Consider the following 233-nt stretch of genomic DNA (forward strand, 5'->3'; position numbering starts at 1 on the left):
GTGGCTGGCCGTCCCAGAGGGTGACGGGCAGGCGGTCGGGCGGCTGCGTGATTGCGGTCTCTTGCCCGTTCACGGTCAGCACCCCGCGCCCGGTCAGCAGGTTCACGTCGCAGCGTCCGGTATTGGCGGCATCGAGCGTATCGCGCCAGCCATAGGTGAACCCGGCCAGCAGCAGGTCGTCGTCGCGCCAGGCCAGGGTCAGGGTTTGCGACCAGCGCTCGCGCCCGATGCTG

Annotated in this window: 1 protein-coding gene; it reads right to left on the reverse strand. The window is 70.4% G+C overall.

Annotated elements, in window-relative coordinates; translation table 11 throughout:
* Window positions 1–233 (reverse strand): hypothetical protein (locus tag E0702_RS19440; protein ID WP_205742144.1); only part of this gene is annotated, 233 nt, incomplete at both ends.

The organism is Halomonas marinisediminis, from assembly GCF_004347715.1.
Classification (GTDB): domain Bacteria; phylum Pseudomonadota; class Gammaproteobacteria; order Pseudomonadales; family Halomonadaceae; genus Halomonas; species Halomonas icarae.